This is a genomic window from Phenylobacterium sp., assembly GCF_036502675.1.
Classification (GTDB): domain Bacteria; phylum Pseudomonadota; class Alphaproteobacteria; order Caulobacterales; family Caulobacteraceae; genus Phenylobacterium.
The window spans coordinates 1-25,437 of sequence record NZ_DASXYF010000121.1 but is presented as its reverse complement, the minus strand read 5'-3'; the positions used below and the strand labels follow the sequence as shown (position 1 = coordinate 25,437).

Here is a 25,437-nt window from a genome sequence, read left to right as displayed (position 1 = left end):
GACGCGACGGGCGGATCAAGGACGCATTCCACCTGGACCGGCCGCCGCCGGCCGGTCCAGCAGGGTCCGCACCGGGGACTCCGGGGATGCCGGGCTTGTTCGTCCGGCGGGGCTTCAGGGGGCCGGGGCCGGCTCCGGGTCCGCCCCGCCGCCCACGCTCTTGTAGAGGTCGATCCGGTTGAGGGCGTCGGTCAGTTGCGCCCCGATCAGCGACTGGCGGGCCGCGTAGAGCGTGCGCTGGGCGTCGAGCAGGGCCAGGTAGCTGTCCACCCCGCGGTCGTAGCGCGCCTGGACCAGGCGCTGGGCTTCTGCCGCCTGCAGGAGCAGGCGCCCCTGAGCTGCGACCCGGTCGCGGATGGTGGCGTGGACGGCGAGGGCGTCGGCCACTTCGCGGAACGCCGTCTGGATGGCCTTTTCGTACTGGGCGACGGCGATCCGGCGGTCGGCCTTGGCGACCGAAAGGTTGGCCAGGTTGGCGCCGCCGCTGAACAACGGCAGCGAGACCTGCGGCGTGAAGCTCCAGGCCCGCGTGCCGGCCTGGAAGAGGCCGTCGAGGTCGGGGCTGGCGGTCCCGAGCGAGCCGGTCAGGCTGATGCGCGGCAGGAAGGCCGCCCGCGCCGCGCCGATGTCGGCGTTGCGCGCCCGCAAGGTGCGCTCGGCGGCCAGCACGTCGGGTCGCCGGACCAGCACGTCGGAGGGAAGTCCCGGCGGCAGGTCGGCCGCCAGGCGGATGTCCTTCAACCCGCCCTGCGGCAGCAGCGCGGCCGGCAGCGGCGCGCCCACCACCAACTCGAGGGCGTTGCGGTCCTGGGCCACGCGGGCGGCGGCGGCCGCCGCGTCGCTGCGCGCCTGTTCTGTCAGGGTCTCGGCCTGGCTGAGGTCGAGGCCCGAGCTGGCGCCGGCCTCGAAGCGGCTGCGGATCAGCCGCGAGCCTTCCTCGCGGCTGTTCAGCGTCTCCTGGATCACCGCCAGCACGTCCTGGTCGGCCGCCAGCGCCGCATAGTCGGCGGCCACTTCGGCGATCAGGCTGATCTGCGCGGCGCGGCGGTTCTCGACCACCGAGAAATAGCTCTGCAGGGCGGCGGCGTTCAGGCTGCGCACCCGGCCGAACAGGTCGAGCTCGTAGGCCGCGAAGCCGACGGAGGCGCTGTACTGCTCGGTGTCGACCGACTGGCCTACGCCGGTCAGGTTGCGGGGCGTGTGGATGCGCGTTTCCGCGCCCGTTGCGTCGATGGCCGGGAACAGCTCGGCGCGCTGCACGCGATAGAGCGCGCGGGCCCGCTCGATGTTGGCCACCGCCACCCGCAGGTCGCGGTTCTGCTGCAGGGCCAGCTCGACCAGGCCCTGCAGCTTCTCGTCCTGGAACGCCTGGCGCCAGGGCAGGTCGGCGGCGCTGGGCCCGGCCGGCGGGGCGGACCCTTGCGGCCAGGCCTGGGCGACGGGCAGGGCGGGGCGCTCGTACCGGGGCGCCAGCGTGCAGGCCGAAAGCGCGGCGGCGGCCACGAGGAGGAGCGCGCGGCGCAGCATGTCAGTCGGCCTCGCCGGGAGCCGGCGCGGGCGCCTCGACGGGCGCCTTGCGGCCGAGATGGCGCTGCACCAGCACGAAGAACAGCGGCGTGAAGAAGATCCCCAGCGCCACCGCCGACAACATGCCGCCGATCACCCCGGTGCCGATGGCGTGCTGGCTGCCGGAGCCCGCGCCGTTGGCGATGGCCAGCGGGAACACGCCGAAGATGAAGGCCAGCGAGGTCATCAGGATCGGCCGCAGGCGGATCCGCACCGCCTGGACGGTGGCCTCCACCAGCGGCATGCCGGCCTTCTGGGCGTCCTTGGCGAACTCCACGATCAGGATGGCGTTCTTGGAGGCCAGCCCCATGGTGGTCAGCAGGCCCACCTGGAAATAGATGTCGTTGGAAAGGCCGCGGAACGAGGTGGCCAGCAGCGCGCCCACCACCCCCAGCGGGATCACCAGGATCACCGACAGCGGGATTGACCAGCTCTCGTAGAGCGCGGCCAGCAGCAGGAACACCACCAGGATCGAGAGGCCGTAGAGCGCCGGCGCCTGGGCCCCGGACTCCCGCTCCTGCTGCGAGATGCCGGTCCATTCGTAGCTGACGCCGGGCGGCAGCTTGGCGGCCAGCCGCTCCATGATCTTCATCGCCTCACCGGTGCTCTTGCCGGCGGCGGCGCCGCCCTGGATGTTCATCGAGGGCTGGCCGTTGTAGCGCTCGAGCCGGGGCGAGCCTACCGTCCAGTGGGCGGTGGCGAAGGCGGAGAACGGGACCATCTGGCCGCCGGTGTTGCGCACGTACCAGCGGTTCAGGTCCTCCGGCGTCATGCGGAACGGCGCGTCGCCCTGCACATAGACCCGCTTGGTCCGCCCGCGGTCGATGAAGTCGTTCACGTAGACGCCGCCCAGCGCCGCGCTCAGCGTCGAGTTGACGTCGGCGATCGCCACGCCCATGGCCTCGGCCTTGGCGCTGTCGATGTCGACGGCCAGCTGCGGCTGGTCCTCCTGGCCGTTGGGCCGCACGCCGGCCAGGCCCTTCTCCTGGGCCGCCATGCCGAGCATCTGGTTACGGGCCGCCAGCAGGGCTTCGTGGCCGACGCCGCCCACGTCCTCGAGCTGGAAGTCGAAGCCGGAGGAGGTGCCGAGCTCGGGCACCGCGGGCGGCACGACCGGAAACGCCATGGCGTCGCGCCACTTCGAGAAGGCGGCCATCGCCCGGTCGCCCACCGCCTGGACCTTGAGGTCGGCGCTGCGGCGCTGGTCGAAGTCCTTCATCCGGACGAACGCCTGGCCGGCGTTCTGGCCGGAGCCTGCGAAGCTGAAGCCGGTGACGGTGAAGATGGAGGCGACGGCGGGATCCTGCAGATAGTGCTTGGCGAGCCGGTCCATCACCACCTCGGTGCGCTCCAGGGCCGAGCCCGGCGGCAGCTGCACGACGGCGAACATCTGGCCCTGGTCCTCCTCCGGCAGGAAGGCCGTGGGCAGCCGCACGAACATCAGCAGCAGCACCACCACCAGGGCGGCGTAGATCGCCAGCCAGCGCCAGCCGCGGCCGAGGATGGTGCGGACCTGCTCCTGGTAGCGGCCGCTGGCGTGGTCGAAATTGCGGTTGAACCAGCCGAAGAACCCGCCCTTCGACATGCTGTGGCCCTTGGGGGTGGGGCGCAGCAGGGTGGCGCAGAGCGCCGGCGTCAGCACCAGGGCCACGAACACCGACAGCGCCATGGCCGAGACCAGGGTGATGGAGAACTGCCGGTAGATCACCCCCTGCGAACCGCCGAAAAAGGCCATGGGCACGAAAACCGCGGCCAGCACCAGGGCGATGCCGATCAGGGCGCCGGTGATCTCCTCCATCGACCGCCGGGCGGCGTCGCGCGGCGACAGGCCCTCCTCGCTCATCAGCCGCTCGACGTTCTCCACCACGACGATGGCGTCGTCGACCAGCATGCCGATGGCCAGCACGAGCCCGAACATGGTGAGGGTGTTGATCGAATAGCCGAACGCCGCCAGCACCCCGAAGGTGCCCAGCAGCACCACCGGCACGGCGATGGTCGGGATCAGCGTGGCGCGCCAGTTCTGCAGGAACAGGAAGATCACCAGGAAGACCAGCACGATGGCTTCGGCCAGGGTCTTCACCACCTCCTCGATCGACTTCTCGATGAAGGGGGTGGTGTCCAGCGGCAGCACGTACTTGATCCCGGGCGGGAAGCCCTTGGAGATCTCGGCCATCCGCGCCCTGACCGCCTTGCCGGTCTCCAGCGCGTTGCTGCCCGGCGCGGCCTTCACCGCCATGCCGGCGGCGGGGTTGCGGTTGTAGCGGCCGTTGCCCGCATAGCTCTCGGCGCCGATCTCCACCCGGGCCACGTCGCGCATCAGCACATGGGCGCCGTCGGGGGTGGTCTTCAGGATGATCGCCCGGAACTGCTCCGGCGTCTGCAGGCGCGACTGGGCGGTGATGGTGGCGTTCAGCGCCGTTCCCGCCGTGGCCGGGGAGCCGCCCACCTGGCCGCCGGAGACCTGGGCGTTCTGGGCGCGCACCGCCGCGGTCACGTCGGCGGGGGTCAGCGAATAGGCGGCCAGCTTGTCCGGGTCGAGCCAGATGCGCATCGCGTAGGACGTGCCGAACACCTGCACCTCGCCCACGCCGTCCACCCGGCTGATCGGGTCGACCACGTTGGAGTTCATGTAGTCGGCGACGTCGATGCTGGTCGACTTGCCGTCGTCTGAGTACAGGCCCACGACCATCAGGAAGTTGCGCGCCGACTTCACCACGTTGATGCCCTGCTGCTGCACTTCCTGCGGCAGCTGGGCGTTGGCGGCGGCCAGCTTGTTCTGCACCTGCACCTGGGCGATGTCGGGATTGGTGCCGGCCTTGAACGTGAGGGTGACGGCGGCCTGGCCGTTGCTGTCGCTGGTGGACGAGATGTACAGCAGCCCGTCCAGGCCCTTGAGCTTCTGCTCGATCACCTGGGTGACGCTGTCCTCCACCGTCTTGGCGGAGGCGCCGGGATAGGTGGCGTAGATCGCCACCTGCGGCAGGGCGACGTCGGGATACTGCGCGACCGGCAGGGTGCGGATGGCCAGGGCGCCGGCCAGCATGATGACGACCGCCACCACCCAGGCGAAGATCGGCCGGTCGATGAAGAAGCGCGAGACCATCGTCCGCGCCTAGCGTTTCGCGCCGGCGGGGACGGGCTTCACCGGCGCGCCGGGCTGGAGGTGCTGCAGCCCGTCCACGATCACCCGCTCGCCGGGCTTCAGCCCGCCGGTGACCAGCCACTTGTCGCCCACCGTCTGGGCGGTCTGCAGCTGGCGGAGTTCGGCCTTGTTTCCGGCGCCGACCACCAGGGCGGTGGCGTTGCCGGCGGGATCGCGGGCGACGGCGACCTGCGGCACCAGCATCCCGTTCGGGACCATCCCCTTGGCCAGGCGCGCACGCACATACATCCCCGGCAGCAGCAGGCCGTCGCGATTGGGGAACACCGCCCGCAAGCCGACCGAGCCGGTGCCGGGGTCCACCGTGACGTCGGAGAAGGCCAGGGAGCCGGGCGTCGGGTAGACCGAGCCGTCTTCGAGGACCAGCGTCACCTGCGCCGTCCCGGGCGTGGCCACCTTGCCTGCCGCCAGGTCGTGCTTCAGCCGCAGCAGGTCGGCGGTGGACTGGGTGACGTCCACATAGATCCGTTCCAGGTTCTGCACCGTGGCCAGCGGCGCAGCCTGGCTGGCGGTCACCAGGGCGCCGGGCGTCACCGACGACTTGCCGACCCGGCCGGAGATCGGCGCCAGCACGTGGGTGTAGCCCAGGTTGATCTGCGCCTGCTGCACGGCGGCGCGCTGCGCCTGCACGTTGGCGGCGGCCTGCTGGGCGGCGGCCTGGGCGTCGTCGTTGTCCTGCTTGCTGACCGCGTTCATCTTCACGAGGTCTCTGTAGCGGTCGGCCTTCAGCTTGGCGGTGGCGTAGGCGGCCTGCGCCTGGGCGAGGCCGGCGCGGGCGCTGGCCAGGCTCGCCTGGTAAGTGGCCGGGTCGATCTGGTAGAGCGGCTGGCCGGCCCGGACGTTGGAGCCCTCGGTGAACAGCCGAGCCTTGATGACGCCCGACACCTGCGGCCGCACCTCGGAGACCAGGAAGGCGGAGGTCCTGCCGCTGAGCTCGGCGGTCAGGGGCACAGGCTGCGGCTGTACGGCGATGACGCCCACCTCGGGCGGACCGCCCGGGCCGCCGGCGCCGGGATTCTTCCGGCCGCACGCCGCCAGCACAGGCGGCAAGGCGGCGAGTAGGGCGAGGGCGGCCAGGCCGCCGGGCTTCAGTCTGGACATTCGACAACCGGCGGCAGGACGTCGCCCGGCAGGCCCTTGACGAGCCCCGGCGAAGGGACAATCTGAGAATGAACGTTCATTCTCGGTGGCGGAAATAAGAGCCCGCCACCGCCAAGTCAACGCGTGGCGCATGATGAAATTGCTGCAGCGCACAAGGGAGGACCGCTTGACGACGGAGGCCGCGCCGACAGTTCGCCCGAACGTGGAGAGCCGGCGCCGGCAGATCCTCGACGCCGCCTCGCTCTGTGCGCGCCGGGCCGGGTTCCACGGCGCGCGGATGTCGGAGATCGCCCAGGCGGCGGGCCTCAGCGTCGGTCAGATCTACCGCTACTTCGAGAGCAAGGAGGCCATCATCGGGGCGCTGATCGCCCAGGACGTGGTCGACAAGCGTGGCAGGTTCGCCGAGCTCGAACGTTCCGGCGAGCCTCTGGGAGAGGCCATCGTCAACGGCTGTTCGCAGGCGATGGACGGGGGTTACGGCTCGGAGCGCACCGCCCTGATGCTGGAGGTGCTGGCCGAGGCCTCGCGCAACCCCCAGGCCGCCGCCGTCCTGCGCGCGGCCGACCAGTCGCAGCGGGCGTTCCTGCTGGAGGTGATGCGCCAGGTGGCGCCCCCCGGCTGCACCGACCGCGAGCTGGCGGCCCGCAGCGAGGTGCTCGGCATGTTGTTCGAGGGCATGGCGGTGCGCGCCGTCGCCAATCCGGACTCCGACCGGGTGGCGATCTGCGCCGTGGTCCAGTCGTTGCTGCGGCGGCTGATCTCCGACCCGCCGGGCGGGTTGGAGGACGATGAAAACCCCGTGAAAAAGCGGCACTAGCGGTTCGGATCTCTCGCGCGTGAATTTCTCAATTGCAACACTAGCCAGGATCGCAAAATCGTCGCACTCTGGCTTGTGCGTAAGGCGGCCATCGAGAGCGCGCCGACGCGACGGAGGAAGCGATGACCATGCACCCTGCCAGTCCCGGACGTCAGCCGAAGAGCCTCGCGGAAGGCGCCGTATGCTTCGGCTGTGCGGCGATGATGCTGCTGGCCGCGGCGCTCGCCGCCCAGTGGCTGCTGAACCTGGTGACCTGACCGGTCGCCGCCGCGCCGCCTGAGCGCGGTGCGAGCCTGACCGGTCCGGCGGCCTTGTCAGCCCAATCTTCCGGGCGAGCCGCAGTGCGGGTGTGCTTGCGAGGCCATGAGAGACGCTGACGTCTCGACTTTCTCTTTTATATTCAAATAATGAGAACGAAGTCTTAAAGGCTGTTCCCCGGCCCTAGGCCGTGGCGGCCAGCGGCGCTGCGGCGTCCTGGCCGATCTCCGCGGCGCGGGCCAGGGCCTGGATCAGGTCGTCGGCGGTGATCGGCTTGGCCAGGTGGAAGTCGGCGCCGGCCTCCAGGCCGCTGCGTACGTGTTCGTTGAGCGCGTTGGCGCTGAGCATCACGATCGGAGTCCGGCCCGCGCCGCGGGCGCGCTCAAAGTCGCGGATTGCGCGGGTGGCCTCCAGCCCGTCCATCACCGGCATCTGCATGTCCATCAGTACGATGTCGAAGGCCTGGCGCCGGAACGCGGCGAGCCCCAGCGCCCCGTTCTCCGCGCACTCCAGCGAGACCAAGCCGTCCAGGATCAGCTCCACGACCCGGCGGTTGACCGGATGGTCCTCCACCAGCAGCACCTGCAGCGCCCGGTCGAGCGGCAGGCCCGCTCCGCCGGCGGCGACGTCGCCGGCCGCCCCGTCGACGTCCTGCACCCAGCGCGGCGCCCCGACCGTCACGGTGAAGGTGGAGCCCTGGCCCGGCGTCGACGCCGCCTCGATGTCGCCGTCCATCAGCCGCGCCAGGGTCCGGGAGATCGCCAGCCCCAGGCCGGTGCCGCCGAACGAGCGGCTGATCGAGCCGTCCGCCTGGACGAAGCGTGCGAACAGGCGCGGCAGGGCCTCCCTAGAGATCCCCATGCCGGTGTCGGAAACCGTGAACACCAGGCGCTGGTCGCAGCCCTCGCCTTCGGCGCGCACGCCGAGGCTCACCTGGCCGGCCGCGGTGAACTTGATGGCGTTGCTGATGAGGTTGGTGAGGATCTGGTTCAGCCGCGTGTGGTCGCCGATGGCCATGCCGCTCACGCTGGGATCGACCTCGCAGGAAAAGTCCAGGCCCTTGTCGGCCGCGGCGGCGGCGAACAGGCGGTGGATGTGCTGGACGGTCTCGGCGGGCGCGAAGGGCTGGACATCGAGCTCCAGCCGGCCGGATTCGATCTTGGCCAAGTCGAGCACGTCGCACATCAGGGCGTTGAGCGTCCGGGCGGAAGCCTCGATGGTTCGCACCATCTCGCTCTGGCCGGTGTCGAGCCGGGTCTTCGAAAGCAGGCTGGCCAGCCCGAGCACGCCGTTCAGCGGCGTGCGGATCTCATGGCTGATGTTGGCCAGGAACTCGCTCTTGGCGCGGTCGGCCGCCTGCGCGGCCTCCTTTTCGGCGACCAGAGCGAGCTCCGCCCGCTTGTAGCGGTCGATGACCTGGCTCAGCCCCACGATGCCGATCACCTGGCCGTCGACGCCGCGGACGGCTTCGGCCACCGAGCGGCGCCACACCAGCCCGCCGCCCTCGCCGTACGTCTGGTATTCTTCCCTCATGGGCTCCCCGGTCTCCAGGTGGCGCCGCCCCGCCTCCCGCTGGGGCGCGCGCCACTGTTCGGGAAGGCTGGCGACCAGCGCCTCGAGGCTGGTCATGCCCGGGTTGTGGGTCGTGCGGCCCGACGGCTCCTCCGTGAGCATGCCGGTGCGGAAGTCCACCTGGAAGGCGACTACCTCGGCCGTCTCCATGGCCATGCGCAGCCGCCGCTCCCGGGCCTGCAGCCCCTTGCCCGTCGTCACCTTGTGGCGGGTGATGACGCCCGCGATCTTGCCGGTCTCGTCATGCCAGGGGCTTAGCCGCACCTGGCTGACCTGCCAGGCGTCGGCCGAGGCCACCCGCCGCATGACGGTCTCACCGGCCAGGACCGCCTCGATGTCCCTGCCGAAGCGCTCGTCCTTGGGACCGAACACTTCCCAGATCGTGCGGCCGATCACTGCGTCGCCGCTGATGCTCGCCTTCCAGGCGTCGTTGACGGCGATGTGCCGCAGCGACCGATCGAACACCGCGATCGCCTCTTCGGTCTGGAAGTCGATGATGGTCTGAAGGAGGCCGAGGGCAGGCGCGGGCGCGCCTGCAGCCGCCGGCGTGTGCGATCCCGCTCGCGGTCGCCGCTTGTTTGTCGCCACGTGTCCCTCCCATGGGATGGGCCATGATGGCCGCATCAGCGTTGCTTGGGCGTTAAACCCGCCCGAGCACCTGCGTGCAGATCTGCGACTCTTCGCCACACGATTGCATTTCGCCGCCTCCGCGGCTGGCCGCGACGGGGCGCCTGATGCGGCGGCCCCGAACATGGCATAAGGCGAACAGGAAGCTGGCCGCGCACGGGGAGAAGCGCTCATCGCAATGCACAGCCTTGCCGCCGGGCCGCGCGTCGCCGCGGAGCCGGCCATCGGCCGAGAGCTGGTGGCTGAGGCGCGCCGCCTGACCGACGACCTGACCCGGCCATCCCGCGCCGTCTACTGGACTGACCTGGCGCTGACCGTCCTGGCGGTGTTCGCGGCCCTGGCGGCGGCGGTCCTGGGTCGGGGCTGGGCGCGCGCGGCGGGCGCGGCCGTGGGCGTGCTGGCGCTCTACCGGGCCCTCAGTTTCATCCACGAGCTCACCCACCTGCGGCGCGACGAGCTGCCGGGCTTCCGCTTCGCCTGGAACGCCCTAGTCGGCGTGCCCTTCCTGGTTCCGTCGTTCCTCTACGAAGGCGTCCACAACGTCCACCACACCCAGCAGCGCTACGGCACCGCGGACGACCCGGAGTACCTGCCGCTGTCCCACGGCTCGGCGGCGGCCCTGCTGGGCTTCGCTGGCGTGGCGCTGTTGGCGCCGCTGGGCGCCTTCCTGCGCTTCGCGGTCGTTGCGCCCTTGTCCGTCCTGGTCCCCAGGCTCAGGCCCGCGGTGGTCGGCCGGCTTTCGGCCATGGCGATCAATCCGGGCTTTGAGCGCCGCGACGTGTCGGCCGCCCGCACCCCGGCCTGGCGGGCGCAGGAGATCGCCTGCTGGCTATGGAGCTGGACGCTCGTGGCGCTCGTGCTCTCCGGCGGCCTGCGGAGCCGTGCGGTGCTCACCGGCGCGGCGATCCTGGCCGCGGCCACCTGCGTCAACCAGCTGCGCACCCTGGTGGCCCACGCCTGGGCCAGCCACGGCGAGGTCATGTCGCTGGAAGACCAGTTCCGCGATTCGGTGAACGTGCCGCCGCCGGGCTGGCTGCCGGCCCTCTGGGCTCCGGTCGGCCTGCGCTACCACGCCTTGCATCACCTCGCGCCGCGGGTGCCCTACCACAACCTCGCCGAAGCGCACCGGCGGCTGGCCGGCGCGCTGGCGACGGACTCCGCCTACTACGCCGCCCAGTACCGGGGCTTCGGCCACGCCCTCGGCGCGCTCGTCGCCCGGACGCGCGCGCGTCCACGCCCTTGAAGCCCGTGCGGATTGGGCGGAGTGTGGAGCGGTCTTCGCAACCCGGGGAGCTCCCGATGAAGCTATCCAACGAACAGCTCGAGCGCCTGGCCCTGCACAGCGCCTTCGGCCTTCACCTGATCGCCAAGTGGATGGCCGCCCGCCCCGACGTCGAGCCGGAAATCCGCGACCGCCTGCGCGCCCACGTGGAGGCCATCGACGGCGTCCTGGTCAACAACGGCCACGACTGGATCCGCGACGAGATCGAGGCGACGGAGAACGCATTGCGCAACTAGGACCGGGTCGGTTCAGGTGAACCGCGCCCCGCGACCTACAGCAGCTGCTCGGCCCGGAGCGGCAGGTCGCGGATCCGCTTGCCCGTGGCGTGGAACACGGCGTTGGCCACCGCCGCGTTCATTCCCACGATGCCGATTTCCCCGATCCCCTTGATCCCCAGCGGGTTCACCCGGGCGTCCGCCTCGGGCAGCATGATCACCTGCAGGTCGACGACGTCGGCATTCACCGGGATCAGGTAGTCGGCCAGGTTGTCGTTGACGTAGCGCGCCGAGCGACGGTCGATCTCGGTCGCCTCGTGCAGCGCCGAGGAAAGGCCCCAGGTGGCCCCGCCCAGGTACTGGCTCCCGGCCGTCAGCGGATTGACGATGGTCCCGGCGGCGAAGGCGCTGACCACCCGCGGCGCGCGGATTTCGCAGGTCCGGGCGTGGACCCGCACCTCCACCAGGTGCGCCCCGAAGGCGAAGGCGGTGACGTCCTTGCGGCCGAGTCCGCTTAGCATGGCCGTCCTGCCCTGGTAGAGCCCGGCCGCCGCCGTGGGCGGCAGGCCCTCCGGCGAGAACTCCACATGGGTCTCCAGCGCGCCGCCGGCCACCCGCGCCATGGCCTTCGCCAGCGCCTCCCGCCGGCCGTCCGGGCCCACGAGCGCGCGCCCGGCCAGTTTCAGCGACGCCGGGTCGGCGCCCTTCAGCGGGCTGTCGGCCGCCTGCGCCGCCGCGGCGGCCAGCCGGCTGCGCAGGTCCTCGCAGGCCTTGGTCGCCACCAGCGAAGTGGTGGCCGCATTGTTCGACCCGCCCGCCACCGTCACCGGCGGCAGGTCGCTGTCGCCCATCTGCACGGTCACGTCCTCCACCGCCAGGCCGAGGCCCTGGGCGGTGGCGATGGCCACCACGGTGTAGGCGCCGGTGCCGATCTCGTGGCCGGCGAGCTGGATCAGCGCCTTGCCGTCGGGGCTCAGCGACAGCCGCGCCGCGGCCGGCCCGACGTTGGAGGGATAGGTGGCGGTGGCGCACCCCCAGCCGATCAGCCAGTCGCCGTCGCGCATCGAGCCGGGCTTCGGATTGCGCCTCGCCCAGCCGAACCGCTCCGCCGCCGCATCGTAGCAGGCCATCAGCGAGCGGCTGGAGTACGGCTTGCCGTCCACCGGGTCGGCCTTCGCGTCGTTGGCCCGCCGAAGCGCGATGGGGTCCATGGCCAGCGCATAGGCCAGCTCGTCCATCGCGCTTTCCAGGGCGAACATGTAGGGCGTGTCCGGCGGCGCCCGCATGTAGCCGGGGGTGTTGCGGTCGGCGTGGACCACGCTGACCCTCGTGGCGATGTTCGGGCAGGCGTACATCCGCGCCGTCGTCTCGACGCCCGAGACATTGTAGCTGGACGGCCGCGACGTGACCTCCCAGCCCTCGTGCGTCAGCGCCGTGAGCCGGCCCTTGCGGTCGGCGGCGAGCTGGACGCGGTGGCGCGTCTCGGCGCGGTAGGTGGCGATGGTGAACCCCTGGTCCCGGGTGGCGACCAGCTTCACGGGCCGGTCCAGCAGCCTGGCCGCCACGGCGATCCAGGCGGTCCGTGAGGTGATCGACCCCTTCGACCCGAACGCGCCGCCCACGTAGCGCGAGACCGTGCGCACCTGGGCGATCTCGATCCCCAGCTGCTTGGCCAGTGCGCCCTTCAGGCCCCACATCGACTGGCTGGGCTCGTACACGGTGAGCTTCGGGCCGTTCCACACGCAGGTGGTAGTGAACAGCTCCAGCGGATTGTGGTGCTGGGTGGGGGTGGAGTAGCGCTGGTCGACCTTCACCGGCGCCTTGGCGAAGGCCGCGGCCGGATCGCCCACCGCTATGTCCTTCGAGCGCGGGCCGGGCTTGCGCGGTTCGACCAGGACGCCCGGGCTGTCGAAGGTGGCGCTGGGCGCCTCGGGAGCATAGCCGGCCACCACCTTGTGCGCAGCCTCGCGGGCGGCCTCGAAGCTGTCGGCCACCACCACGGCGATGATCTGGCCGTCGTGCCAGATCTGGTCGCTCTCCAGCGTGGTGGTGCTGGCCTGGCCGTCGGGACCGGGCGGCGGCTTCACCTGCCCGCCAACGCTGCCGTGGGTCAGGATGTCCAGCACCCCCCGCACGGCGCGGGCGGCCCCCAGGTCGAGGCCGCGCAGCCGTCCCTTCGAGACCGCGCTGGTCACCAGATAGGCGTAGGCCGAGTTGGCCACCGGCTCGTCGGAGGCGTAGCGCGCCTGGCCGGTCACCTTGGCGACGCCGTCCACGCGCACGGCGGGCTTGCCGATCAGGGAACCGTCGTCCGCCATCTCAGGCCTCCAGCTTCGCGGCCTGCAGCAGGGCGCGCACCAGGGTGCGCCGGCCCAGCTCCGGCTTGAAGTCGTTGCCGCCGTGGGTGACGGCGCCGGCGAAGGCTGCCCGCGCGGCGGCCTCGGCCGCCGCCTCGGTGAGCGGCTTGCCGGCCAGCAGCGTCTCCGCCTCCCTGGCGCGCCACGGCCGATAGGCCATGCCGCCCAGGCCGATGCGCGCCTGGCGCACGACGTCGCCGTCCAGGTCCAGCGCCACCGCCGCCGACGCCAGGGCGAACTCGTAGGACGCCCGGTCGCGGACCTTCAGGTAGAGCGATCGCCGGGTCCACGGGCCGGCCGGCGTGCGGATGGCGGTGATCAGCTCGCCGGACGCCAGGGTGGTTTCCACCTGCGGCGTCCCGCCCGGCGGTCGGTGCAGGGCTTCCAGCGGCAGCGTGCGGGCGCCGCCTGGGCCCATGAGCTCCAACTCGGCGCCGAGGGCCGCCAGCGCCACGGCGAAGTCGCCGGGATACTGGGCGATGCAGCTGTCGTCGACGCCCAGCACCGCGTGGGTGCGGTTCACGCCGCCGATGGCCGAGCAGCCCGATCCCGGCGCCCGCTTGTTGCAGGCGCTCCAGCTCGGGTCGCGGTAGTAGGGGCAGCGGGTGCGCTGCAGGAGGTTGCCGCCCAGGGTCGCCATGTTGCGCAGCTGGGCGCTGGCGGCCAGCTGCAAGGACTGCGCGATGACAGGGTAGTCGCGCTGCACCGCCGGATGGTCCGCCGCCGCCGACATCTTGGCCAGCGCGCCCATCCGCAGGCCGGCGGGCCCGGCCTCGATGGCGGCGTGGTCCTGCTGCAGCGGGGTGATGTCCACCACCCGTTGCGGCCGCAGGACGTCGAGCTTCATCAGGTCGACCAGGGTGGCGCCGCCGGCCAGGTACTGGACGGGTGCGTCGGTCTGGCCCTGGCCGGTCCCGCGGCCGGCGCGGGCCGCCTGGGCGAGGTCCTGGGCGCGTTCGTAGGTGAAGGGACGCATCAGCCGCGCCCCAGGGCGTCACGGACCTGGACGACGGCGGCGACGATCTTCGGGTAGGCGCCGCAGCGGCAGAGGTTGCCGCTCATGTACTCGCGGATCTCGGCCTCGTCGCGGGCGTGGCCCTCGTCGACGCAGGCGACGGCCGACATGATCTGCCCCGGCGTGCAGTAGCCGCACTGGAAGCCGTCGTGCTCGATGAACGCCTGCTGCATCGGGTGCAGCTTGCCGTCGGGACCGGCCAGCCCCTCGATGGTCGTGACCTTCGATCCCTGCGCCTGCGCCGCCAGCGTCAGGCAGGCCAGCACCCGGCGGCCGTCCACATGGACGGTGCAGGCCCCGCATTGGCCCTGGTCGCAGCCCTTCTTGGCGCCGGTGAGTTGCAGGCGCTCGCGCAGGGCGTCCAGCAGGGTGGTGCGGGGATCTAGCGTCAGCCGGTGGTCGCGGCCGTTGACGTTGAGCGTCAGGTCGATGGCGCTCGCGGGCGGGGGAGCGGGTTTGCGGGGGGCGGCGGAGGAGGCGAGGGCGGGGACCGCGGCGAGCCCTGCCGCCGCGAACAGGTTGCGCCGGGTGGGACCGCAGGGCGGGGAGGCGTCGGGCATGGGGGGCGTCCGCTGGAGACCTCCACCTAAGCGCGAAAGGGGTGGGTCGTGTTCCCCGGGGCGCGCTCGCCCCGGCCGACCCCGGACAGAATCATGGCCGGGACTGTACCCGGCCATGTTTGGGAAGGTATCCGGGCTCGGGAACGGTCAGCCCGGGGAAATGACCTTGCAGGCCAGCTTCTTCGCCTTCAGCGCGCCGCAGGCGGCCTTGGCCGAGCTTTCGTTGAAACCGCTGAAGCGGCTGCGGTAGGCGCCCCCGTCACGTTCCGCCACGCCGTCGGCCTTGGCGAACTGCCGCCCGAAGCGGCCCTTGACGAAGGAAACCTGTTCCCTGGCGTCCGACTTGGACTTGAAGGTCCCGACCTGGACGGCCCACTTGCCGTGGTCCTCCTTGTCCTTCTTGTCGGCCTTTTCTTCCCGTTCGGCGGCGCGGCTCTTGCGCAGCGCGGTCTTGTCGGCGTCGACGATCCTCACGTCGGCCATGCGCGGGGGCGGGGCCGCGGAGGCGAGCTGGATGCGCACGCCTTCCTGGTCGCTGTCGCCCTGCTCGATGGACGGACGCATCATCGGGCCGGTGGGCTCGGGCTCGAACATGTTCTGGGCCACGGTGATCTTCTCGCCGCGGGCCCGGCGTTCCAGCACGTTGAAGCCGGTGAGCAGCAGGTCCTGGGCATTGTTGTCGCGCGAGGCGGTGGTGGAGCCGCCCATGACCACGCCGATCAGCCGGCGGCCGTCGCGCACGGCGGAGACCGCGAGGTTGTAGCCCGAGGCGTTGGTGAAGCCGGTCTTCAGCCCGTCGACGCCGTCCATGCGGCCCAGCAGATGGTTGTGGTTGGCCATCACCCGCCCGCGGAAGGTGAACTGCTGCATGCTGAACAGCCGGTAGTACTGCGGGTAGTCGCGCATCACGGCGCGCGACAGGATGGCGATGTCGCGGGCGGTGGTGATCTGCCGGGAGTCCGGCAGGCCCGAGGCGTTGACGAAATGGCTGTTCTGCATCCCGAGCTCGCGGGCGCGCAGCGTCATCAGGGCGGCGAAGCGGCTCTCGGTTCCCCCCAGCTTCTCGGCCATGGCTACGGCGCAGTCGTTGGCGGACTTGGTCGCCATGGCCGCCATGGCTTCGTTGACGGTGATGGAGTCGCCCGCGGCGACGCCGAGCTTGGTGGGCGACTGGGCCGCCGCGTGCGGCGAGATCGGCACCCGGTCGTCCAGCTTCAGCTTGCCCGACGCCAGCGCCTCGAAGGTCAGGTACAGCGTCATCACTTTCGTGATCGACGCGGGATACCGCAGGCTGTCCGCGCGTTTGGCGTACAGCACCTCGCCGGATTTCGCGTCGACCACGATCGCCGCGTACTTCGGCTGGTTCGCGGGCAGCTGCAGGTAAGGAATTTGAGCCTGAGCCGCCGGCGCCGCCGTCACGACCAGGGTCGAGGCGGCGAGACCAATGGAAAGCAACAGGCGGCGGGCGGGCTGGAACATGCTTCGTCCGTCGAATCAAAAAGTTGAGGGCGTGTGGGATACGCCCAGGGAAGACCCTACCATGACGCAAACGTCCTTGCGCGATGGTAAACACGGCTTGAAGAAGTCGTTTTGTCGCGGCTTTGCGGGTCAACACTCCCGTGATCGCCTGCGCTTGCGCCGAAAATGGTGCAGTGCACAAAAACCGTTGACTGTTGCAGTGCAACATGAGATTAAAGGGGCGCGAAGTCCCCCAGCGTATGCGTGCGGCGCAAGCCGCGTTCCCTCACATGACTCCGGGAGTCCCCATGTCCGCCGCCGAAACCGTCAAGACATCCTTCGATCAATACACCTCCGCCGGCGCCTCCGCTTTCAAGGACGCGGTGGAGAAGTCGCTCTCGGCTCTCACCGAGGCGAACGGCTATTCCAAGAAGAACCTCGAGGCCGTCGTTGCCTCGGTGACCGCCGCCACCAAGGGCGCGGAAGTCCTGGGCGCCCAGGCGATGTCCTACTCCAAGGCCTCGCTGGAAGGCCAGGTCGCCGCCGCCAAGTCGCTGGCCGGCGCCAAGTCGCTCCAAGAGGTAGTCGAGCTGCAGACCGCCTACGCCAAGAGCGCGCTGGAAACCTACATGTCCCAAATGGGCAAGATGTCCGAGACCGTCGCCGCCTCGATGAAGGACAGCCTGAAGCCCCTGAACGAACGCGTCACCGCGGTGGTCGAACGCCTGCAGGCCGCCCGCTAGAAGTCGACCGCGCCAACAGTAAGGCGCCTTAGGGAAGGCCCGGACCGGAAACGGTCCGGGCCTTTTCTCTTGCCGGTTCGGGGTCTAGACGTGACGGCATGTCGCAGATCGAAGACCGCCTCGCCAGCCTCGGGATAACCCTGCCGCCGCCGGCGGCGGCGGTGGCCAATTACGTGCCGTTCGTCCGCGTGGGCGACCTGCTCCACATCTCCGGCCAGGTGTCCAACGACGCCCAGGGCGGGATCCGGGGCGTGGTGGGCGCCGAGCTGGACCTGGACCGCGGCAAGGCCGCCGCCCGGCTGTGCGGGATCAACCTGATCGCCCAGATGCAGGCGGCCTGCGGGGGCGACCTCGGCCGCGTGGTCCGGGTGGTGAAGCTGGCGGGCTTCGTCCAGGCGGGGCCGGCGTTTTTCGACATACCCCAGGTGGTGAACGGCTGCTCCGACCTGATGGTCGAGGTGTTCGGCGATGCGGGCCGCCACGCCCGTTCGGCGGTGGGGGTCTATCGCCTGCCGCTGAACTTCGCCGTGGAAGTCGACGCCGTGGTGCAGCTGAGGTGAAGGCCCGGTTCGGGGAGGCCTGGGACCGCCTGTTCCACCCGCCGGTGGCGCACCGTGGGCTGTGGTCGCAGGACGCCGCGCCGGAGAACTCCCTGGGCGCCTTCCAGGCAGCCTGCGCCCGCGGCTACGGCGTTGAGCTGGACGTGCAGCTTTCCGCCGACGGCGAGGCGATGGTGTTCCACGACGACGATCTCGGGCGCCTGACCGGCGCGCCGGGGCGGGTGCGCGACCATGGCGCCGCCGACCTGGCCGAACTGCGGCTCCGCGGCACGGACGAGCGGGTCCCGACGCTGCTGGAGGCGCTGGCGGTGATCGGCTGCGGGGCCATGGTGCATGTGGAGCTGAAGACCCCCTACGGCGGGGTCGGCCCGCTCGAGCAGCGGGTGCACGAGGTGCTGATCGACCACGCCGGGCCGGTGGCGGTGATCGGCTTCAACCCCTATTCCCACGCCTGGTTCGCCGAGCGGTTCCCGGGCGTGCTGCGAGGCCTGGACAGCCACCGCTACGACCATGCACCGCACCTGGCCGAGGAGCAGCGGCGGGCCTTCGCCCGGCTGGAGCACGTGGCCATCGCCAGGCCGCACTTCCTGGCGCTGGGCGTCGACATGCTGCCGGGAGAGGCCGCCGCCCGCCATCGCGCCGACGGAATGCCGGTGATCGCCTGGACGGTCCGCAGCCCCGAGCAGCGCTCGGCGCTCGAGGGCCATTGCGACAACGTGATCTTCGAGGGCTTCGCCGCGTGAGGGCCCGGCCGGCCCCGTCGGCGGTCAGGGCGCACCGCCGCATCGCCGAGATCGGACGCGCGGCCTGGAACGCCTGCGCTGCGAACCCCGCCTACGCCGGCAACCCCTTCATGCTCTACGACTTCCTCGACGTGGCCGAGGAGTCGGCCTGCGCGGTCGAGCGCACCGGCTGGGGACCGCAGCACCTGTCGGTGGAGGACGAGGCGGGCCGGGTGGCGGCGGTGATGCCGCTCTACCTGAAATCCCACAGCCAGGGGGAGTACGTCTTCGACCACGCCTGGGCCGACGCCTACCAGCGGGCCGGCGGACGCTACTATCCGAAGCTGCTGTGCGCAGCGCCCTTCACCCCGGCGACGGGCCCGCGCCTGCTGGTGCGGCCGGGCGTCGACGCGGACGCCGCCCGGTCGGCCCTGCTGGGCGGCGCGGTGGCGCTCTGCGGGCGCTACGGGGCCTCGTCCCTGCACGTGAACTTCCCGCTGGAGGACGAGTGGCGCTGGATGGGCGGGCAGGGCCTCGCCCTGCGCCAGGGCCAGCAGTACCACTGGCTGAACCGCGGCTATGCGACCTTCGACGACTTCCTGGCCGAACTGTCGTCGGGTCGGCGCAAGACCATCCGGCGCGAGCGGCGCGACGCCCAGGCCGGGCTGGAGATCGTGGCGCTCACCGGTTCCGACCTCACGGAGGCGCATTGGGACGCCTTCTTCCGCTTCTACGTGGACACCGGCGCGCGCAAGTGGGGACGGCCCTACCTGAACCGCGCGTTCTTCTCCCTGCTGGGCGAGCGGATGGCCGACCGGGTGCTGCTGGTGATGGCGCGGCGGGGCGGGCGCTGGATCGCCGGCGCCCTGAACCTGATCGGCGACGACTGCCTGTACGGCCGCAACTGGGGGGCGGTGGAGCACGTGGCCTTCCTGCACTTCGAGCTCTGCTACTACCAGGCCATCGAATGGGCGATCGGCCGGGGCCTCGCGCGGGTTGAGGCGGGCGCGCAGGGCGAGCACAAGATCGCCCGCGGCTACCTCCCCCACGCGGTGCGCTCCGCCCACTTCATCGCCGACCCGGCGCTGCGCCGGCCGGTGGAGGAGTACCTGTCCCGGGAACGCGCCGCCGTGGCCAGCGAGATGGAGTGGCTGGCCGAGGAATATTCGCCGTTCCGGGAACAGTCCTGACGCCTGGGGGAAGGGCCTCGTGCCGTGCGGCCCGATTTGCTACGAGGCTGCAGGCGGCCTCAGGAGCATCGGCGATGAGCTTGGACGGGACCTACGACGACGGCAACATCTTCGCCAGGATCCTGCGCGGCGAGGCCCCGGCCGTCCGGGTGTTCGAGGACGATCACGTCCTGGCCTTCATGGACGTCTTCCCGCAGTCGCGGGGCCACGCCCTGGTGATCCCCAAGCACAGCGCCGCCCGCACCCTGCTGGACGCGGAGCCGCAGGTGGTGGGCCCCCTGATGCTGGGGGTGCAGCGGGTGGCCCGCGCGGTGCGCTCGGCGCTGAAGCCCGACGGGATCTCGATCATGCAGTTCAACGGCGCGCCGGCCGGCCAGACGGTGTTCCACCTGCACGTCCACATCATCCCGCGCTGGGAAGGCCAGGCGCTCGGCCGCCACGCCGGCGGCATGGCCGACCTGAAGGAGCTGCAGGCCGTGGCCCAGCAGATCGCCGCGCAGATCACCTAGATCAGGTCCGCTCGGGGATGCTCGCTCGAAGCCCGAGCCGGCGTGCGCCTGAGGGGAGTTGATCGGGCGCGCGCCTCGGACGATGCTGAGAGATCATGCGCCTGCTGGTCCTGGCCTTCGTCACGGTCCTCGCGGCTGCATCGGCGGCGCTCGCCGCGCCGACGTGCAACGACGTGAGCGGCCGCACCGTGCGGTGCGGGACGCCCGGCGCCATGCCGGTGGGCTGGACGCCGCCGCCCGAGGTGCTGGCCGCCCGCCCAGCGACGGAGCCCGGGCCGAGCGCGCGCCAGCTGTTCGCCCTGGTCTGTTTCCTGGGCGGCCTCGTCACCCTGTTCGCCTTGCTGCCGGATTTCGAGGATGGGCGCGGCGGCGGCTGGGACCGCCAGGAAGGCGACGATCCCTAGAACCTGACAGCCGGAAGTGGAGGCCGGTTCCGGCGACCATCACGCTCTATTTCAAAGACTTGCTGAGCATGTTTGGTTCGAGGAGAACCAACATGCTCCAGCGCCGCGTCAGACCTGGTTGAGCCCCCTCGGACGCCGCGGCTTTCCGCCGGGGTGACGGGGCCGGCGCTGAGCTGACAGCCTGGGCTGGCGCGGGAGGGTGCGGCAAGCGTCGCCGTGTGGTAAACGTCCTGTCGGGCTGCATCCCTGGGCGAGTGCGACATGCGTGCCGCGAGGAACCTTCAAGGTCTGGATTTGGGGCCGGTGCTGGTCGCCCTGGCGCTGGCCGCCGGTCCCGTTGCGGCGCAGGACGAAAACCCCACGACGCCGGGCGCGATCCCTGACCCCGGCAGTTATCAGGGCAGCATGGCGCTGCAGCAGGAGCAGCAGGGCTACCAGCAGCAGGAGCAGCAGAACCAGCAGGTGCAGCAGCGGCTGGATCAGAACTATCGCCAATATGCGCCCAGCGGCGGGGTCCGGGCGGCCGGGGCGGGCAGGGCTGGTCCGCCGGCGGTCGACTGGTGGAAAAGGCCCGCGCTGCCGCCGGCGCGGAACCCCTTGCTGGGCCGCTGGAAGCAGGTCGCCTCCGCCCAGCAGACGGGCGGATCGTTCGGAGCCCTGATGCTTCCCGGCGCGGCGAGCCTCGTCAACGGCGCCATGGCGGGCGGCTGCGAGTCCATGTTCGGCAAGGGCGTGATCGCCTTCGAGCCGGACTCCCTCCAATGGGTCGCGCCGGACGGACACGAGGAGATCCTCAATCACGTCGCCTATCGCGCGAGCGGCTCGAACGTCGTGGTCCTGTCGCGGGATCCGGGCGCGATTCCGGCCTTGTTCTTCGGCTTTCCGAACCCTGACCACGCGGTGACGGCGTTCTTCAACTGCGGCATGGACCGGCTGGGCGCGCAGCGGGTGAAGTCCATCCAGCTCGCCGCTTCGCCGGGCGCCGGGACCGCGGCCGCCAATGCGGTGCTCAAGTTCAATGTCGGCGCCGCCACGCCCGGCAATTTCACGCCCTTCGGCGGCGCCCGGATCTGGGTCACGCCGCAGAGCCCGAACGCGGCCCTCGCGGGAGCCGGCCTCGCGCCGCCCGCCGGCGGTTCCGCAGCCGACCGGATGGCCGCGACTGCGGCGATGGCCAGGCCTGCGTCCGGGACCTGAAGGTGATCACCGCCAAGGCCCTGGGCTCGATCCAGACCGACGACGCCGGCCATGCGCAGACGCCGCCGATCGCCTCCGGCCGATATTACCTGGTGGGCGTCTATCCGTATCAGGGCAGGGCCTTGCTGTGGGACGTGCCCGTCACCGTGCAGGTGGGCTCGAACACTGTGACCCTCAGTCAGCTGAACAGCCGCCCGATCCATTAGCGCCCCGCCGTCGGAATGTGCGGAAACGGGAGAGGCGCGAACCGCCGCTCCTGGCGCTGACGGGACTCCGTCAGCCGCCGCTCACGACATCTCGATGATCTCCCGTATCCTGATCACCAACGCTTCCATGGCGAAGGGTTTGGTGATCATCGCCATGCCGGGCTCGAGGAAACCGGACGCCAGCGCGGCGTTCTCGGCGTAGCCGGTCATGAACAGAACCTTCAGTTCGGGTCGCAATGCGCGCCCCGCATCGGCGACCTGCCGGCCGTTGAGGCCCGGAAGCCCCACATCGGTGATCAGGAGGTCGACGCGGCGCCCGGATTGCAGCAATTCAAGCCCGCTCGGCCCGTCAGCCGCTTCCAGGGCCTGGTAACCCAGGTCGCTCAGCACCTCCACGATAAGCCCTCGCACCACGTCCTCGTCCTCGACGACCAGGACGGTCTCGCCGCCCTTGGTGGCATGGGCTGCGCCTGGCGCGATGAGGGCCTCGTCGTCCTCGATGTCGCCCCGGAACCGCGGAAGGTAGAGCTTGACCGTCGTTCCCTGGCCGATTTCGCTGTAGATCTTCGCGTAACCGTCGGACTGCCGGGAGAATCCGTAGATCATCGAGAGGCCGAGGCCCGTACCCTGGCCGATGGGTTTGGTGGTGAAGAACGGCTCGAACGCTCTGGCGACGATCTCCGGAGTCATCCCGGCGCCGGTGTCGGTCACCGCGACACAGACATACTGCCCCGGGCGCACGTCACGCTGCTTGGCCGCATAGGCGGTGTCCAGGTGGGCGTTGCAGGTTTCGATCGTGAGTTTTCCACCCTCGGGCATGGCGTCGCGTGCGTTGATGGCCAGGTTCAGGATCGCCGATTCCAGCTGGTTCGGATCGCAGCGCGTGGGCCACAGGCCGCCCCCCGACACCCGCTCGAGTTCGACCCGCTCGCCGAGCGTCCGCCGCAGTAGGTCTTCCATCGACGCGACGAGCGGGTTTACGCGCACCGGTCGCGGATCGAGCGGCTGGCGACGCGAAAAGGCCAGCAACCGGTGGGTCAAGGCCGCGGCGCGCTTGGCCGAGGTCATCGCGCCTTCGACAAACCGGTCCAGTTCGCTCAGGCGGCCCTGGCTGACGCGCTTCCGGACCAGGTCCAGACTGCCGGTTATGCCCTGCAGCAGATTGTTGAAGTCATGGGCGATGCCGCCGGTGAGTTGGCCGATCGCTTCCATCTTCTGGGCTTGGCGAAGGGCGTCCTCGGCGGCGCGCAACTCCGAGGTGCGCTCCTCTACCCGGGCTTCGAGCGTCGCGTTGAGGGCGCGCAGCGCCGCTTCCGCCTCGCCCCGCTCGACCATCTGGCGAGTGCGATCGGCCACCTCCTCCAGGAAGGCGATCTCGTCGGCTCGCCAATGCCGTGGCCGTCGGTCGTGCAGATAGACGACGCCGCGCAGCCGCCCGGCGCGGATGAACGGCACCACCAGGACAGCCCGCGTGACGGCGGCGGGGGCCGCGCCGCGCATCTCCTCGCCGGGCGGGCGATCCGGAAGGAAGTCGGCGATCGCCACCGTCCGGCCCCGGCTGAGCTCGTCCACGACCTTCCTTCCCGAGGCGTCCGCCGGACGCCGCCCCAGGAGCGGCGACACGGAGCCGTCGGTCCAACAGATGGAATAGTCGAACACCTGCTCGACCGGATCGAGTTGGCCGTAGCCCACGCGCGCGACACCGAAATATCGGCCCATCAAGGCGCACGCCTCACGAAGCGCGTCTTCGGGGTCGCCGCTACGCAGCAGATCGCTGAGTTCGAGCATGAAGGCGTGGCGGGCGTCGTCGAGCCTGCGCTCGCTGATGTCTATGGCCGTGCCGACGGCGCGAAAGCAGCGCCCGGTCTCGTCGAAGAGGCCTTTGCCCTTGGCTGCGACCCAGCGGATCAAGCCATCTTCTTTGCCGACCGTTCGATACTGCACGTCATAGGCGGCGCGCACGGTTGGATCCAGAGCTTGCGAGAACGCCTCGCTGATCGCGCCGCGGTCCTCGGGATGCAGGCCGGCGTAGAAGTCGTCCAGGCTGCAGGGCGCATCGGACGAAATGCCGAACATGGCCTTGGTTCGTGCGGACCAGGTCAGCACGTCGGTCTCAAGATCAAGGTCCCAGGTCCCGATCTCGGCCGCCTCCGTGGTCAGCCGCAGCGACTCCTCGCTGAGCGCGAGCCTTTCCTCGGATTCGCGCCGCTGGCTGATGTCCCGTAGAAATCCGATGAAGACGCCTGCGCCGCCCGCCATGGGAGCGATCGAGAGTTCGACCGGAAATTCGCGGCCGGTCTTCTCCATGGCCGTGATCTCGATCCGTCGATTGACGACCCGCGCCTCGCCGGTTCGCTGATAGCGCAGCATGCCTTCGTCGTGGCTTTTCCGATGCTGAGGCGGAATGATCAGGGCGCCCATCAGGCGGCCGGTCGCTTCCGCCTTGGTCCATCCGAAGGTTTGTTCGGCGGCCTTGTTCCATTCCACGACGACGCCGGCGGCGTCGATGGCGACAACGGCGTCGAGCACCGTGCCCGCCATGAGGCGAAGGGCGCCGCCACGTTCGATCTGGTCCTCAGGCGCCGTCATATCGGATGAGCTCGACAAGGAAAGGACCGCGTGGCGGCCAGATGCTCCGCTGAGCGCCCGGCAGCCCGTTCGCAGGATTCGTGAAGTTCGTGGACAAAACGAAAACCCCGGACCTCACGATCCGGGGCTTCCATTCTCTTCAGTCGATTCGGACCTTAATCCGCCAGCTCCGGCGCCGGGTCCTCCGCGATGTCGCGCAGGGAGGCCAGGGCGTCGACGACCGGCTTCTCGATGTCCGGCGCGCCGCGCTCGCGCACGTCGCCCTCGATCTCGAAGCCGATCTTGCCGTCCTTGAGCACCACCTTGACGTGGCCGCCCTTGACCAGCCGGCCGAACAGGATCTCGTCGGCCAGCGGCTTCTTGATGTTCTCCTGGATGACCCGGGCCAGCGGCCGGGCGCCGTAGAGTTCGTCGAAGCCGTTCTTGGCCAGCCAGTCGGCGGCGTCGTCGGAGGTCTCGATCGTCACGTGGCGGTCGGCGAGCTGCGCCTCGAGCTGCATGATGAACTTCTGCACCACCAGGCGGATGATCTCGGACGTCAGCGCCTTGAAGGCCACCACTGCGTCCAGGCGGTTGCGGAACTCCGGCGTGAACAGCCGCTTGATCGCCTCGTCCGCCTCGTCGTCCGCCTTGCCGCGGCCGAAGCCGATGGTCTGGCGCTGGGAGTCCGACGCGCCGGCGTTGGTGGTCATGATCAGGACCACGTTGCGGAAGTCGATCTTCTTGCCGTTGGCGTCGGTCAGCACCCCGTGGTCCATGACCTGCAGCAGGATGTTGTAGACGTCCGGGTGCGCCTTCTCGATCTCGTCCAGCAGCACCACGGCGTGCGGGTGCTGGTCGACGGCGTCGGTCAGGAGGCCGCCCTGGTCGAAGCCGACGTAGCCGGGAGGCGCGCCGATCAGGCGGCTCACGGTGTGGCGCTCCATGTACTCGCTCATGTCGAACCGCAGCAGCTCGATGCCGAGGGTGGCGGCGAGCTGGCGGGCGGTCTCGGTCTTGCCGGTGCCGGTGGGGCCCGAGAACAGGTAGCAGCCGATCGGCTTGTTCGGATCGCGCAGGCCCGCCCGCGCCATCTTCATGGCGGCGGAGAGTTGCTCGATGGCGTCATCCTGGCCGTAGACCGCGCGCTTCAGGTCCGCTTCGAGCTGCTTCAGCGCCTCGGTGTCGGATTTGGAGACCGACTTCGGCGGGATGCGGGCGATCTTGGCGACGACGCTTTCGACCTCCTTCAGGCCGATGGTCTTCTTCCGCTTGCCCTCCGGCAGCAGCATCTGGCTGGCGCCGGCCTCATCGATGATGTCGATCGCCTTGTCCGGCAGCTTGCGGTCG

Annotated in this window: 22 protein-coding genes; 12 read left to right on the top strand and 10 right to left on the bottom strand. The window is 70.5% G+C overall.

Annotation, left to right across the window (positions count from 1 at the left end):
- Positions 1–114: 114 nt before the first annotated feature.
- The 3 genes from VGL30_RS16125 to VGL30_RS16115 are packed head-to-tail and all read right to left on the bottom strand — an operon-like array spanning position 115 to position 5,827.
- Complete coding sequence (locus tag VGL30_RS16125; protein WP_331541040.1) at positions 115–1,527, bottom strand: efflux transporter outer membrane subunit; 1,413 nt, start codon at positions 1,525–1,527, stop codon at positions 115–117.
- Position 1,528: 1 nt separating this feature from the next.
- Positions 1,529–4,669: an efflux RND transporter permease subunit gene (locus tag VGL30_RS16120; protein ID WP_331541039.1), complete on the bottom strand. Its 3,141-nt coding sequence runs from the start codon at positions 4,667–4,669 to the stop codon at positions 1,529–1,531.
- A gap of 9 nt (positions 4,670–4,678) precedes the next feature.
- A complete protein-coding gene (locus VGL30_RS16115; RefSeq protein WP_331541038.1) occupies positions 4,679–5,827 on the bottom strand; it encodes an efflux RND transporter periplasmic adaptor subunit in 1,149 nt (382 codons plus the stop codon).
- A gap of 166 nt (positions 5,828–5,993) precedes the next feature.
- On the opposite strand from VGL30_RS16115, the gene VGL30_RS16110 reads away from it, so the two are divergent.
- Both VGL30_RS16110 and VGL30_RS16105 read left to right on the top strand, forming a co-directional pair.
- Entirely contained in the window at positions 5,994–6,644 is a 651-nt protein-coding gene (locus tag VGL30_RS16110) for a TetR/AcrR family transcriptional regulator (protein ID WP_331541037.1), read from the top strand.
- A 122-nt stretch (positions 6,645–6,766) separates the two neighbouring features.
- Positions 6,767–6,901: a hypothetical protein gene (locus VGL30_RS16105; protein WP_331541036.1), complete on the top strand. Its 135-nt coding sequence runs from the start codon at positions 6,767–6,769 to the stop codon at positions 6,899–6,901.
- 184 nt (positions 6,902–7,085) lie between these two features.
- Here the strand turns inward: VGL30_RS16105 and VGL30_RS16100 are convergent, their stop codons facing one another.
- Positions 7,086–9,062, bottom strand: a complete 1,977-nt coding sequence (locus tag VGL30_RS16100) for an ATP-binding protein (protein WP_331541035.1) — start codon at positions 9,060–9,062, stop codon at positions 7,086–7,088.
- A gap of 217 nt (positions 9,063–9,279) precedes the next feature.
- Here VGL30_RS16100 and VGL30_RS16095 point away from each other — a divergent pair, with 217 nt between their 5' ends.
- The gene (locus VGL30_RS16095) at positions 9,280–10,344 is read left to right on the top strand and encodes a fatty acid desaturase (RefSeq protein ID WP_331541034.1); all 1,065 of its coding nucleotides are present in this window, start codon (positions 9,280–9,282) and stop codon (positions 10,342–10,344) included.
- Between the two features lie 56 nt (positions 10,345–10,400).
- On the top strand, positions 10,401–10,619 hold the full coding sequence (locus tag VGL30_RS16090) for a hypothetical protein (protein ID WP_331541033.1): 219 nt from the start codon (positions 10,401–10,403) through the stop codon (positions 10,617–10,619).
- 35 nt (positions 10,620–10,654) lie between these two features.
- Here VGL30_RS16090 and VGL30_RS16085 read toward each other — a convergent pair whose 3' ends face one another.
- The 4 genes from VGL30_RS16085 to VGL30_RS16070 all read right to left on the bottom strand — a co-directional run bounded on the left by VGL30_RS16085 (position 10,655) and on the right by VGL30_RS16070 (position 16,009).
- The gene (locus tag VGL30_RS16085) at positions 10,655–12,916 is read right to left on the bottom strand and encodes a xanthine dehydrogenase family protein molybdopterin-binding subunit (protein ID WP_331541032.1); all 2,262 of its coding nucleotides are present in this window, start codon (positions 12,914–12,916) and stop codon (positions 10,655–10,657) included.
- 1 nt (position 12,917) lies between these two features.
- Complete coding sequence (locus VGL30_RS16080; RefSeq protein ID WP_331541031.1) at positions 12,918–13,931, bottom strand: xanthine dehydrogenase family protein subunit M; 1,014 nt, start codon at positions 13,929–13,931, stop codon at positions 12,918–12,920.
- Positions 13,931–14,530: a (2Fe-2S)-binding protein gene (locus VGL30_RS16075; RefSeq protein ID WP_331541030.1), complete on the bottom strand. Its 600-nt coding sequence runs from the start codon at positions 14,528–14,530 to the stop codon at positions 13,931–13,933. Before VGL30_RS16075 ends, VGL30_RS16080 begins: the two co-directional genes overlap by 1 nt.
- A gap of 147 nt (positions 14,531–14,677) precedes the next feature.
- Entirely contained in the window at positions 14,678–16,009 is a 1,332-nt protein-coding gene (locus VGL30_RS16070; protein ID WP_331541029.1) for a D-alanyl-D-alanine carboxypeptidase, read from the bottom strand.
- A gap of 287 nt (positions 16,010–16,296) precedes the next feature.
- On the opposite strand from VGL30_RS16070, the gene VGL30_RS16065 reads away from it, so the two are divergent.
- From VGL30_RS16065 to VGL30_RS16030, 8 genes are all read left to right on the top strand, one after another.
- Entirely contained in the window at positions 16,297–16,731 is a 435-nt protein-coding gene (locus VGL30_RS16065; RefSeq protein ID WP_331541028.1) for a TIGR01841 family phasin, read from the top strand.
- A 98-nt stretch (positions 16,732–16,829) separates the two neighbouring features.
- Positions 16,830–17,291, top strand: coding sequence for a RidA family protein (locus tag VGL30_RS16060; RefSeq protein WP_331541027.1), 462 nt, complete (start codon positions 16,830–16,832; stop codon positions 17,289–17,291).
- Positions 17,288–18,034: a glycerophosphodiester phosphodiesterase family protein gene (locus VGL30_RS16055; protein WP_331541026.1), complete on the top strand. Its 747-nt coding sequence runs from the start codon at positions 17,288–17,290 to the stop codon at positions 18,032–18,034. Before VGL30_RS16060 ends, VGL30_RS16055 begins: the two co-directional genes overlap by 4 nt.
- Entirely contained in the window at positions 18,031–19,203 is a 1,173-nt protein-coding gene (locus VGL30_RS16050) for a GNAT family N-acetyltransferase (protein ID WP_331541025.1), read from the top strand. The genes VGL30_RS16055 and VGL30_RS16050 overlap by 4 nt, the downstream gene beginning before the upstream one ends.
- Positions 19,204–19,277: 74 nt before the next feature.
- Positions 19,278–19,712 carry an HIT family protein gene (locus tag VGL30_RS16045; RefSeq protein WP_331541024.1) on the top strand — a complete coding sequence of 145 codons (435 nt, stop codon included), beginning with the start codon at positions 19,278–19,280 and terminating at the stop codon, positions 19,710–19,712.
- Between the two features lie 95 nt (positions 19,713–19,807).
- A complete protein-coding gene (locus VGL30_RS16040; RefSeq protein ID WP_331541023.1) occupies positions 19,808–20,116 on the top strand; it encodes a hypothetical protein in 309 nt (102 codons plus the stop codon).
- A 303-nt stretch (positions 20,117–20,419) separates the two neighbouring features.
- Positions 20,420–21,313, top strand: coding sequence for a hypothetical protein (locus VGL30_RS16035; protein ID WP_331541022.1), 894 nt, complete (start codon positions 20,420–20,422; stop codon positions 21,311–21,313).
- 2 nt (positions 21,314–21,315) lie between these two features.
- On the top strand, positions 21,316–21,519 hold the full coding sequence (locus tag VGL30_RS16030; RefSeq protein ID WP_331541021.1) for a hypothetical protein: 204 nt from the start codon (positions 21,316–21,318) through the stop codon (positions 21,517–21,519).
- 81 nt (positions 21,520–21,600) lie between these two features.
- On the opposite strand, the gene VGL30_RS16025 is transcribed toward VGL30_RS16030, so the two are convergent.
- A complete protein-coding gene (locus VGL30_RS16025) occupies positions 21,601–24,108 on the bottom strand; it encodes a PAS domain S-box protein (protein WP_331541020.1) in 2,508 nt (835 codons plus the stop codon).
- 155 nt (positions 24,109–24,263) lie between these two features.
- On the bottom strand, positions 24,264–25,437 hold a 1,174-nt coding region (locus VGL30_RS16020), incomplete at its 5' end, for an AAA family ATPase (protein WP_331541019.1).

What these genes read in the sequence shown, in the direction of transcription:
- VGL30_RS16125 (WP_331541040.1), bottom strand. Translation starts at nt 1,527, where the DNA reads ATGCTGCGCCGCGCGCTCCTCCTCGTGGCCGCCGCCGCGCTTTCGGCC.
- VGL30_RS16120 (WP_331541039.1), bottom strand. Translation starts at nt 4,669, where the DNA reads ATGGTCTCGCGCTTCTTCATCGACCGGCCGATCTTCGCCTGGGTGGTG.
- VGL30_RS16115 (WP_331541038.1), bottom strand. Translation starts at nt 5,827, where the DNA reads ATGTCCAGACTGAAGCCCGGCGGCCTGGCCGCCCTCGCCCTACTCGCC.
- VGL30_RS16105 (WP_331541036.1), top strand. Translation starts at nt 6,767, where the DNA reads ATGACCATGCACCCTGCCAGTCCCGGACGTCAGCCGAAGAGCCTCGCG.
- VGL30_RS16095 (WP_331541034.1), top strand. Translation starts at nt 9,280, where the DNA reads ATGCACAGCCTTGCCGCCGGGCCGCGCGTCGCCGCGGAGCCGGCCATC.
- VGL30_RS16090 (WP_331541033.1), top strand. Translation starts at nt 10,401, where the DNA reads ATGAAGCTATCCAACGAACAGCTCGAGCGCCTGGCCCTGCACAGCGCC.
- VGL30_RS16085 (WP_331541032.1), bottom strand. Translation starts at nt 12,916, where the DNA reads ATGGCGGACGACGGTTCCCTGATCGGCAAGCCCGCCGTGCGCGTGGAC.
- VGL30_RS16080 (WP_331541031.1), bottom strand. Translation starts at nt 13,931, where the DNA reads ATGCGTCCCTTCACCTACGAACGCGCCCAGGACCTCGCCCAGGCGGCC.
- VGL30_RS16075 (WP_331541030.1), bottom strand. Translation starts at nt 14,530, where the DNA reads ATGCCCGACGCCTCCCCGCCCTGCGGTCCCACCCGGCGCAACCTGTTC.
- VGL30_RS16070 (WP_331541029.1), bottom strand. Translation starts at nt 16,009, where the DNA reads ATGTTCCAGCCCGCCCGCCGCCTGTTGCTTTCCATTGGTCTCGCCGCC.
- VGL30_RS16065 (WP_331541028.1), top strand. Translation starts at nt 16,297, where the DNA reads ATGTCCGCCGCCGAAACCGTCAAGACATCCTTCGATCAATACACCTCC.
- VGL30_RS16060 (WP_331541027.1), top strand. Translation starts at nt 16,830, where the DNA reads ATGTCGCAGATCGAAGACCGCCTCGCCAGCCTCGGGATAACCCTGCCG.
- VGL30_RS16045 (WP_331541024.1), top strand. Translation starts at nt 19,278, where the DNA reads ATGAGCTTGGACGGGACCTACGACGACGGCAACATCTTCGCCAGGATC.
- VGL30_RS16040 (WP_331541023.1), top strand. Translation starts at nt 19,808, where the DNA reads ATGCGCCTGCTGGTCCTGGCCTTCGTCACGGTCCTCGCGGCTGCATCG.
- VGL30_RS16025 (WP_331541020.1), bottom strand. Translation starts at nt 24,108, where the DNA reads ATGACGGCGCCTGAGGACCAGATCGAACGTGGCGGCGCCCTTCGCCTC.